A 10,520-nucleotide genomic window follows, 5' to 3' on the forward strand; every position below is an offset into this window, starting at 1 on the left:
CCCTCACCCCAGCCCTCTCCCCGGAGGGGAGAGGGAGAAAGCAGCGGTCAATCGTCCAGCACAACTTCCTCGGTATCGCCGCGCAGGTTGTAAGGCGAGGACATGACCTTGCCGTAGGCACCGGCCTGGGCGATCAGGATCACATCGCCTTCCTGCGGTTCCGGCAGGCGGCGGTCGCTGCCCAATACGTCGCCGCTCTCGCAGATCGGGCCGACCACCTGGAACAGGCCGGTGGCCGCTTCGTCGAGGCGGGTGAGGTTGGCGATCTCGTGCCAGGCGTCGTACAGCGCGGGGCGGATCAGGCTGTTCATGCCGGTGTCCACGCCGAGGTAGCGCCAGCTGCCCTTGCCCTTGGTCTGGGTGACGTGGGTGAGCAGCACGCCGGCGTCGGCCACCAGGTAGCGACCCGGCTCCATCCACAGCTGGTAATGCGGATAGGCCGCCTTGACCTCGCGCAGCACCTTGTCCAGCGCGGCGATGTCCAGCTTCGCCTCGCCGGGATGCGAGGGTACGCCCAGGCCGCCGCCGATGTTGAGGAAGGCGATGCTGCCGATGCGCTCGGCGAGGCTGGCGAGCTGGCCGTAGACCTCGCCCCAGTGCTTGGCGTCGAGCACGCCCGAACCAAGGTGCGCGTGCAGGCCGCGCACGGTCACGCCATGCGCGTCGGCGTGCCGGAGGAAGGCGTCGAGCTGTTCCAGCGGCAGGCCGAACTTGCTGCCGCTGCCGCCGGTGCGCACCTTTTCGTGATGGCCGAGGCCGCGGCCGAGATCCACGCGCAGCGAGATTTCGCGCCCGCGGAACAGCTCGCCCCAGTGCTCCATCGGGTGCAGCGCGTCCAGCGTGATGGTGGCGCGCGTGGCGAGTCCGCGCTCGAAATCCTCGCGCGAGGCAAAGTTCGGCGTGAACAGCAGCGGCACGCTTTCCGGCACCGCCGCCGACACCGCCGCCAGTTCGCCCGGCGACACGCATTCGAAGGCGAAGCCTTCCGCGGCCAGCGCGCGCAGGATGGCCGGATGCGTGTTCGCCTTCACCGCGTAGTGCAGCCGGTCCACCGCCGCCAGCGACTTCAGCTCGCGCGCCTGCTGGCGCACGGTGGGCAGGTGGTAGACGTAGCGCGGCGTGGCCTCGGCCGCGAGGTCGAGCAGGCGCTGGCGTTCGCCGTCGCGCCACCAGGATGACTGCGCCTGCGCTTCGCCGCTGCCGTACAGCGCCTGCCAGCTCGGGCCGAACAGCGCGCTGTCGTCGGTGCGCAGCGCGCCGGCGGCGATCAGCAGCTCGTGCAGGTGCGGGATCAGGTCGTCCACCACGTCCTCGTCCACCACGAAGGTGAGGTTGAGGTTGTTGGACGACTGCGAGATCAGGTGCACGCGCAACTGGTCGAACTCGGCAAGCACGCTGGACAGCGTGTGCAGCATCGAGCGCATGCCGCGGCCGACCAGGCTGATCGCGGCGCAGGGCGCGATCACCTTGACCCGGCACACCTTGGCGAGGTCGCCGGCCAGCGCGGCGATCGCGTCGGAATCCAGCAGGTTCTCGGTGGGGTCCAGCGACACGGTGACGTTGGTCTCGGCCGAGCCGATCAGGTCCACCGACAGGCCGTGCTGCTTGAACTGCGCGAACACGTCGGCGAGGAAGCCGACCTGCTGCCACATGCCCACCGATTCCATCGAGACCAGGGTGATGCCCTTGCGCGCGCTGATCGCCTTCACCGACGGCGCGTGGTCGCGCACCTCGGGGCCGATCACCGTGCCATCCAGCTCGGGGCGGTTGGTGTCCTTCACCAGCAGCGGCACGCGCGGCTCGCGCAGCGGCGACAGGCAGCGCGGATGCAGCACCTTGGCGCCGGTGGAGGCGATTTCCTGCGCTTCCTCGTAGTCCAGCTTCTGCAGCAGGCGCGCACCCGGCACCTGGCGCGGGTTGGCGGTGAACATGCCGGCCACGTCGGTCCAGATTTCCACGCGCGCGGCCTTCAGCAGCGCGCCGAAGTAGGACGCCGAGGTATCCGAACCGCCGCGGCCGAGCAGCACCGTGCGGCCTTCGCTTTCGCGCGCGATGAAACCCTGGGTGATGAACACGTCGCCCAGCGCGGCGAGGCGCGCGTTGAGCGCGGGATCGGGCCGGGCCTGGACCATCGCCGACAGCAGGCGCGTGCGCTCGTTCTGGTTCGGCAGCGCGGCCGCGGCGAGGCAGTCGCGCGCGTCCACCCAGCGCGTGGGCAGGCCGCTCGCGCTGAGGAAGGCCGCGCCCAGCGCGCTGGACATCAGCTCGCCGTGCGCCTGCACCAGCGCGGTCCAGGCCAGCTCGCCCAGCCGCGCTGGGCCTTCCGCCGCCAGCGCAGCCAGTTCTTCCAGGCGCTCGCCGAGCGTGGCCGGCAGCGGCAGCTGCATGTGCGCAAGCAGGTCGTGGTGGCGTTGCGCGATCGCGCCGGCCGCCGCCTTGCGTTTGCCCTGGTCGCCCTCGCCGCACATCTGCTTGAGTGCGTCGGTGATGCCGGTGAGCGCGGAGACGACCACCAGCACGCGCGCACCTTCGGCGCGACGGCTGGCGACCAGCTCACGGATGTTCTGCCAGCGCGGAAGGGTGGCGACACTGGTGCCGCCGAACTTCATCACGATCCAGGGGGCGTCCGCAGGCAGCGGCGCAGGGGCGTTGGGATTCACGGGTCTCATGGGTGGTTGGGGGGAGCAATCCCGCCAGTGTTGCGCTGCGGCAACACGATTGCAACCATGCCGCCATGCGCCGCCGTTTGGCCATCCATACGGCTACTTTGGCGTGGCCGGTGGCTGGAAGGCGCCTGCCTCTGCCTCCATGCTTTCCGCGAAGGGGAGAGAAGGCGCGCAGCGCCCGCCGCCGTGCGAGCCACGGCCCCTCACCTCGATCCTCTCCCCGGAGGGGAGAGGAGGCGGAGGCGTGCGGCCCTGTTCCGTACGAGCCCCGCCCCCTCACCTCGATCCTCTCCCCGGAGAGGAGAGGAGGCGAAGGCGTGCGCCCCTGTTCCGTGCGAGCCACGGCCCCTCACCTCGATCCTCTCCCCGCAGGGGAGAGGAGGCGGAGGCGTACGGCCCTGTTCCGTGCGAGCCACGGCCCCTCACCTCGATCCTCTCCCCGGAGGGGAGAGGAGGCGGGGCGTGCGGCCTTGTTCCGTGCGAGCTCCGACCCCTCACCTCAATCCTCTCCCCCGAGGGGAGAGGAGGCGGAGGCGTGCGGCCCTGTTCCGTGCGAGCCCCGGCCCCTCACCTCAATCCTCTCCCCGGAGGGGAGAGGAGGCGAAGGCGTGCGCTGCGCGCAGGGCTTTTACGCAGGGCTTTTATTCGACGACTACGGGGATCTTGCCGATCTTCGTGCGCCATTCCTTCGGGCCGGTCTGGTGCACCGAGGTGCCGGCGCTGTCCACCGCGACGGTGACGGGCATGTCCTTCACCTCGAACTCGTAGATCGCTTCCATGCCGAGGTCCTCGAAGGCCAGCACCTTCGCGGCCTTGATCGCCTTGGAGACGAGGTAGGCCGCGCCGCCCACCGCCATCAGGTAGACGGAGCGGTGCTTCTTGATCGCCTCGATCGCCGCGGGGCCGCGCTCGGCCTTGCCGACCATGCCGAGCAGGCCGGTCTGCGCCAGTACCTGTTCAGTGAACTTGTCCATGCGGGTGGCGGTGGTGGGGCCGGCGGGGCCGACCACCTCGTCGCGCACGGGGTCGACCGGGCCCACGTAGTAGATGAAGCGGCCCTTGAAGTCGACCGGCAAGGGCTCGCCCTTGTTGAGCATTTCCACCATGCGCTTGTGCGCGGCGTCGCGGCCGGTGAGCAGCTTGCCGTTGAGCAGCAGCACCTCGCCCGGCCTGAAGCTGGCGACTTCTTCCTGGGTGATGGTGTCGAGGTTCACCCGGCGCGCGTTCTGCGGGTTGTAGGTGAGCCTGGGCCAGTCCTCCAGCGAGGGCGGGTTCAGCGTCGCCGGGCCGGAACCATCGAGGGTGAAGTGCGCGTGGCGGGTGGCGGCGCAGTTCGGGATCATCGCCACCGGCAGGTTGGCCGCGTGGGTGGGATAGTCCTTGATCTTCACGTCGAGCACAGTGGTGAGGCCGCCCAGGCCCTGTGCGCCGATGCCCAGCGCATTGACCTTCTCGTACAGCTCGATGCGCAGTTCCTCGACGCGGTTGCGCGGGCCGCGCGCGATCAGCTCCTGGATGTCGATGTGCTCCATCAGCGATTCCTTCGCCAGCAGCATCGCCTTCTCCGCGGTGCCGCCGATGCCGACGCCGAGCATGCCCGGCGGGCACCAGCCGGCGCCCATGGTCGGCACGGTCTTGAGCACCCAGTCCACGATGGAGTCGGAGGGGTTCAGCATCACGAACTTCGACTTCGCTTCCGAACCGCCGCCCTTGGCCGCCACGATCACCTCGACAGTGTCGCCCGGCACCACCGACACGTTCACCACCGCCGGCGTGTTGTCCTTGGTGTTGAGGCGGCGGCCGGCCGGGTCGGCCAGCACGCTGGCGCGCAGCTTGTTGTCCGGATGGTTGTAGGCGCGGCGCACGCCTTCGTTGACCATGTCTTCCACGCCCATGCTGGCGTCGTCCCAGCGCACGTTCATGCCGATCTTCAGGAACACGGTGACGATGCCGGTGTCCTGGCACAACGGGCGGTGGCCCTCGGCGGCCATGCGCGAGTTGATCAGGATCTGCGCCATCGCGTCCTTCGCGGCCGGCGATTCCTCGCGCTCGTACGCGGCGGCGAGGCTCTTGATGTAGTCCACCGGGTGGTAGTAGCTGATGTACTGCAGCGCGTCGGCGACGGACTGGATCAGGTCGGCTTGCTTGATGGCGGTCATGGCGATGGCTTCGGCGGGGATGAGGGGCGCCGCCAGAGCAGGTCCGCGGCGCCAACTGCCTATTGTGCCGCAGCATGCGCGTTCGCCCAAATTTGCGATTCGCACGCAATTTCCTGCAGGACTATCGACGCTCCGGGCAGCGCAGTAGGCTCGCACGGCGGCGCAACGCCAGTCGTCAGGGGAGACCGACGACGTCGCTGGGGAAACCTGGATTTCATAGCTCGTCCCGACGAAACGCCCATGCGGATCGGCCGGAAGGCGTCCGGCGACGCACCGTCGCCCGTGCACGCCCGAATCACTGCCACCAGGAGGAAGCGCAATGTTCGTGAAGCTGCATCGCAAGTCCCTCGCCGGCTGCCTCGCCCTGCTGTTTGCGGGCGCAGGCGGCGGCACCGCACTCGCCGCCAACGTGCGGCCGAGCATCGACATGGGCATGGCCGCCTCGAGCCAGCCCGTGCATGTCACCCTGATGCTGAAGCTGCGCAACGAAGCGGCGCTGCAGGATTACATCCGGCAGACCATCACGCCCGGCAGCGCGCATTACCGCCAGTTCCTCGGCACCGCCGAATTCGCCAGCCGGTACGGCGCGAGCGATGCGGATGTCGCGCGGGTGCAGGCGTTCCTGCGCCAGCACGGCCTGGACAGCCAGGTGCTGCCCAGCCACCTGGCCATCGAGACCAGCGGCACGCTCGCGCAGTTCGGCGCGATCTTCCAGGCGCCGATCCACAGCTACGTGTCGGCCAGCAGCGGCCGGCATTTCCATCGTCCGTCCTCGGCGCCGCAGATGCCGGCCGTGCTGGCCGACAGCGTGGTCTCCGTCAGCGGCCTCAGCAACGAGCGGCAGTTCCTGTCGCACCGCATCCGCTCGCCGCAGCTTTCCGCCACGCCGCAGCAGGCGCTCACGCTGAAGACGCTGGCCACCGCGTCCAGCGGCAACCCCACGGCCACCGGCCAGCCGGGCAACTACACCGTGGGCGACGTGGCCGACCTCTACAACATCAACCCGCTCTACAAGCGCGGCATCACCGGCAAGGGCTCCACGCTGGCGATCGTGACGCTGTCGAACTTCTACCCGGCCGACGCGCAGACCTACTGGGACGCCATCGGCCTCGCCACCAAGCCGAACCGCATCACCCAGGTGCACGTGGACGGCGGCGGCGTCATCGACAGCGGCAGCGGCGAAACCGCGCTGGACGTCGAGCAGTCCGGCGGCATCGCGCCGAACGCGGACATCGTCGTATACGACGCGCCGAACGCCGGCAACGGCTTCATCGACGCCTTCGCCCAGGCGGTTTCCGACAACAAGGCCGACAGCATCTCCACCAGCTGGGGCTCGCCGGAGATCTACAACTTCGCCGCGTTGAACACGCCTGGCGCGAGCATCAAGGACACCAGCGACGTGGGCGACCTGCGCGCCTTCCACCAGATCCTGCTGGAAGCCGCCGTGCAAGGGCAGTCGGTGTTCGCCGCCGCCGGCGATTCGGGCGCCTACGACACCGTGCGCGGGCTGGGCACGGGTACCGGCCCGGGCCAGTTCAACGCGCCGCTGACGGTGGATTCGCCGGCGTCCGATCCGTACATCACCGCCGCCGGCGGCACCACGGTGCCGGTGAAATTCACGAACTCCGCCGGCAAGGTGGTGCTGTCCATCGACCAGGAAAGCGTCTGGGGCTGGGATTACCTGCTGCCCTTCGTGAGCAGCCGCTCGGTCGTGTTCTCGACCGGCGGCGGCGGCGGCGTCAGCGTGTACTGGAAGCAGCCGTTCTACCAGGCCTTCACCGACGGCATGCGGCGCAGCGAGAAGAAGCAGGCGCTGGTCTACAACGACCCCAGCGCCGGCCCCACCGCCCTGGTCGACCTGCCGGGCAACTTCCGCGGCCGCAACGTGCCGGACGTCTCGCTGAATGCCGATCCGGAAACCGGCTACATCGTGGTATCCAGCTCGGACGGCGGCGTGATCTCCGAAGGCGGCACCAGCTTCGTGGCGCCCCAGCTCAACGGCATCAGCGCCCTGCTCGCGCAGAGCACCGGGCACCGCGTGGGCTTCTGGAATCCGCAGGTGTACCTGCTGCAGGACATCTTCGGCTACGGCCCGTGGTCGGCCTTCAACAGCGTGAACGCAGGCGACAACTGGTTCTACCACGGCGCGCCGAACTACACGCCGGGCGCCGGCATCGGCACGCTCAACGTGGCCAACTTCAACCTGTTCCTGGGCGGCCGCTGAGGCTGCACGGGGTTTCGCCGCGACAACGGCCGCGCAAGCGGCCGTTGTCGTTTCCGGCATGCCGCCCGTTCAGCGCCACACGTTCCTAAGCCGCCCGCCGCAATGCCACAATGCGCGGATACGGTCGAGGAGATTCCGCATGGCGCCAGCCCAAGCCCACGATGTGCCGGTCGTTCCGGACAGCGGCATCGTGCCCGAGAAGGCGCGCGGCGGCATCGGCATCGAGATCAACGGCGAGCGTTTCCGCCACGAGGGCGACCCGCAGATGCCGCTGCTGTGGTACCTGCGCGACGTGCTGCGGCTCACCGGCACCAAGTACGGCGGCGCCCGCGGCGAGAACGGCGCCGACCTGGTGCTGGTGAACGACAAGCCGGTGTCCGCGATCGCCCAGCCGATGGCGAAGCTCGACGGCAAGCGCATCACCACGGTGGAAGGCCTGGCCGCCAACGACGGCGTGCTGCACCCGCTGCAGCAGGCCTTCATCGACGAGGACGCGATCGGCTGCGGCTACTGCACGCCGGGCTGGCTGATCGCCGGCGTGGACCTGCTGAAGCGCAAGCCGCAACCCTCCGACGCCGACATCGACCGGTTGCCCAACACCTGCCGCTGCGGCTGCCAGACCCGGGTACGCGCCGCGATCAAGCGCGCCGCCGCCGGCAGGGCGAGCCAGGCATGAGCGCATCCAACGGCATCGCGCTGCCGCGCCGGCGCTTCCTGCAGATCCTCGCCGGCACCGCGGGCGCCCTGGTGGTGGGCGTGCGCCTCGCCGAGGCGGCCGAGCCGCCGTTGCCGCCGGAATGGCTGGGCAACCACTTCCAGGAACTGGGCGCCTACGTGCGCATCGACGCCGAAGGCAACGTGCTGATCGGCGCCCGCGACCCCGACACCGGCACCGGCGTCGCCACCGCGCTGCCGATGATCATCGCCGACGAGCTGGATGCCGACTGGAACCGCGTCAGCGTGGTGCAACTGGGTCTGGGCATCGCCGCCGGCGCCAACGGCCAGCCGCAGTGGACCTACGGCCGCCAGCGCGGCGGCACCGGCGACTCCATTCCCGCGGCCTGGGCCGACCTGCGCCAGGCCGGCGCGCTGGCGCGCTGGCTGCTCACCCAGGCCGCCGCGCGCCGGCTGGGTATCGCCGCCGACCGCCTGCGCTGCGAGGCCGGCACGGTGATCGCGCCGGACGGCCGCCGCGTCACCTACGGCAGCCTGGTCGACGACGCCAGCAAGCTCGACCTGCCCAGGCAGGCGCCGGCGCCCAAGGCGCCCGAGCGCTACACCCTGATCGGCAAGCCGGTCGGCGACGTGGATGCGCACGCCATCGTCACCGGCCACGCGAAGTACGCGATAGACCACCACGAGGCCGAGGCGCTGGTCGCCGTGCTGCTGCACTGCCCGTGGCCGGACGGCACGCTGGCCGGCGTCGACCCCGCACCCGCGCTCGCAGTGCCGGGCGTGGTGAAGGTGATGCTGCTCAAGCCCGAGCCCGGGCAGCAGCCCGGCCACACCGTGATCGCTCCCGCGGTGGCGGTGCTCGCGGAGAACACCTGGGCCGCACTGCAGGGCCGCGACCAGCTCAAGCCGGAATGGAAGCCCGGCGCCAGCGCCGCCGCCAGCAGCGGCGCGCTGGAGCAGCAGGCCACCGCCCTGCTCGACGGCCAGGGCGCGCCCACCACCCGGGTGCGCGACAACGGCGACGTGGACAAGGCCGGCAAGCGCGCCGCGCGCCGCTTCGAGGCGAGCTACTACCAGCCCTGGCTGGCGCACGCCTGCGCGGAGCCGATGAACTGCCTCGCGCGCATCGACAAGGACCACGCCAGCCTCGTGGTGCCCAGCCAGGCGCCGCAGCAGGCTTGGGCCGTGGTTCAGCGCCTCACCGGCCTCGCGCCCGACCAGATCGAGATCCGCGTGCCGCGCGTCGGCGGCGGCTACGGCCGCCGGCTCGACCACGACTACGTGGCCGAAGCCGTGATGCTGGCCAAGGCGGTGAACAAGCCCGTGCGCCTGCTGTGGACGCGCGACCAGGATTTCGCCCACGACTGGTACCGCTCCGCCAGCGTGCACAGGATCAGCGCGGTGATCGACGGCAAGCGCAACCTCGTCGCCTGGAACCAGCGCGTCGCCAGCGCTTCCGCACTCGCCGGCCGCGGCGTGCCCGCCGACCGCCTGTGGAGTTCGGAAGTGCTGCCGGACCAGTTGCCCGCCGGCCTGGTGCCGAACTACCGCAGCGACTGGTACGCGCTGGAATCCGCCCTGCCGCGCGGCCCGCACCGCGCGATGCCGCACCTCAGCAACGCGTTCGCGGCGGAGAGCTTCGTCGACGAGATCGCGCACCTCCTGCGCGAAGACCCGCTGAAGACCCGCCTGCGCCTGATCGGCGACCCGCGCATGATCGCGCTTAAGAACGGCGGCACGCTGGACACCGGCCGCCTGCGCAACGTGCTGCAGCTCGTCGCCGACCGCATCGAGTGGAAGAACTGGCTGCGCAGCGTCAACGGCCTCGGCATCGCCTGCTGGACCATGGACGGCGCCTACGTGGCGCACGCCATCGAGACCTCGCTGCAGGGCGACAAGCTCGGCATCGAGCGCGTCGTCTGCGCGGTGGACGTGGGCCGCGTGATCAACCCGCTGGGCCTCCAGGGCCAGGTCGCCGGCGCCACGCTGGACGCGCTCTCCACCGCGCTCAACCTCGCCGTCACCTACAAGGACGGCCAAATCCAGCAGCACGACTGGAAGGACTACCCGCTGGCCAGCATGGCCCAGCTGCCCGACAACGTGGAAGTGATCGTCGTCCCCGACGACGCCCGCCCACCCACCGGCGCCAGCTTCCTCGCCATGCCCACCGCCGCCCCCGCCCTCGCCAACGCGGTGTTCCGCGTCAGCGCGGTGCGCGTGCGGCGGCTGCCGCTGATGAAGGAGTTCCAGCGGTTGTCGTAGCAGGCCGCGGGGCTCTGGTCTTTGCAACACTTTCGCAGTTTGGTGTGTCTTGCGCCGAAACGGCGGCCAAGGCGCGGCTTGAAGTCAAAGCAGGACGAGCAACACCCAAAACTCCACTCGTCATTCCTGCAAAAGCAGGAATCCAGTGCCATGAATCCAGCAGCATTATTTTCTTGGGGTTGGAAGGCACTGGATCCCGGCTTTCGCCGGGATGACGAGAAAAATCAGACGTTCACCGGCCGCCCATCGAACCCCGCAACGCCTCCCACCGCGCCAGGCTCGCTGCCGGCCAATGCTGCCCGCGGTCGTAGTACTCCGGCATCGCCGGCACGCCGGGCGGCAGCAGCACCCAGGGCTGTTTCGAGGCGGTGAAGATGTGGATGTCGGGCGGGAAGCGGTCGGGATCGTCCAGCGTGCCCACGCGCACGAAGCTGACCGCGTCGCCGGCACCGCTGTAGTGGCTCCACAGCGCGACGCGACGAGCGGTGCCGAAACCTTCGACGGCGGCTGCGATTGCCGCGCCGTGCGCTACCG

General features: G+C 70.0%; 5 protein-coding genes and 1 pseudogene. 3 read left to right on the plus strand and 3 right to left on the minus strand.

What is annotated here, in order from left to right; genetic code table 11:
- Positions 1–47: 47 nt before the first annotated feature.
- Both PCA_RS12525 and PCA_RS12530 read right to left on the minus strand, forming a co-directional pair.
- Positions 48–2,660, minus strand: coding sequence for a bifunctional aspartate kinase/diaminopimelate decarboxylase (locus tag PCA_RS12525; RefSeq protein WP_343204447.1), 2,613 nt, complete (start codon positions 2,658–2,660; stop codon positions 48–50).
- 647 nt (positions 2,661–3,307) lie between these two features.
- Entirely contained in the window at positions 3,308–4,825 is a 1,518-nt protein-coding gene (locus PCA_RS12530) for a fumarate hydratase (protein ID WP_181302955.1), read from the minus strand.
- Between the two features lie 319 nt (positions 4,826–5,144).
- On the opposite strand from PCA_RS12530, the gene PCA_RS12535 reads away from it, so the two are divergent.
- From PCA_RS12535 to PCA_RS12545, 3 genes are all read left to right on the plus strand, one after another.
- On the plus strand, positions 5,145–7,049 hold the full coding sequence (locus PCA_RS12535) for a S53 family serine peptidase (protein WP_181302956.1): 1,905 nt from the start codon (positions 5,145–5,147) through the stop codon (positions 7,047–7,049).
- A 139-nt stretch (positions 7,050–7,188) separates the two neighbouring features.
- Positions 7,189–7,725: a (2Fe-2S)-binding protein gene (locus tag PCA_RS12540; RefSeq protein ID WP_181302957.1), complete on the plus strand. Its 537-nt coding sequence runs from the start codon at positions 7,189–7,191 to the stop codon at positions 7,723–7,725.
- Positions 7,722–9,986 (plus strand): molybdopterin cofactor-binding domain-containing protein, encoded by a 2,265-nt coding sequence (locus PCA_RS12545; protein WP_181302958.1) that lies wholly within the window; start codon positions 7,722–7,724, stop codon positions 9,984–9,986. The genes PCA_RS12540 and PCA_RS12545 overlap by 4 nt, the downstream gene beginning before the upstream one ends.
- A 232-nt stretch (positions 9,987–10,218) precedes the next feature.
- Here PCA_RS12545 and PCA_RS17425 read toward each other — a convergent pair.
- Positions 10,219–10,520 (minus strand): annotated as a pseudogene (locus PCA_RS17425) (hypothetical protein); the annotation flags it as partial.

It is taken from the genome of Rhodanobacter sp. PCA2 (assembly GCF_013620825.1).
GTDB lineage: Bacteria > Pseudomonadota > Gammaproteobacteria > Xanthomonadales > Rhodanobacteraceae > Rhodanobacter_A.

Excerpts from the sequence above, each read along its gene's own strand:
- PCA_RS12530 (WP_181302955.1), bottom strand. The coding sequence starts at position 4,825 with ATGACCGCCATCAAGCAAGCCGACCTGATCCAGTCCGTCGCCGACGCG.
- PCA_RS12535 (WP_181302956.1), top strand. The coding sequence starts at position 5,145 with ATGTTCGTGAAGCTGCATCGCAAGTCCCTCGCCGGCTGCCTCGCCCTG.
- PCA_RS12540 (WP_181302957.1), top strand. The coding sequence starts at position 7,189 with ATGGCGCCAGCCCAAGCCCACGATGTGCCGGTCGTTCCGGACAGCGGC.
- PCA_RS12545 (WP_181302958.1), top strand. The coding sequence starts at position 7,722 with ATGAGCGCATCCAACGGCATCGCGCTGCCGCGCCGGCGCTTCCTGCAG.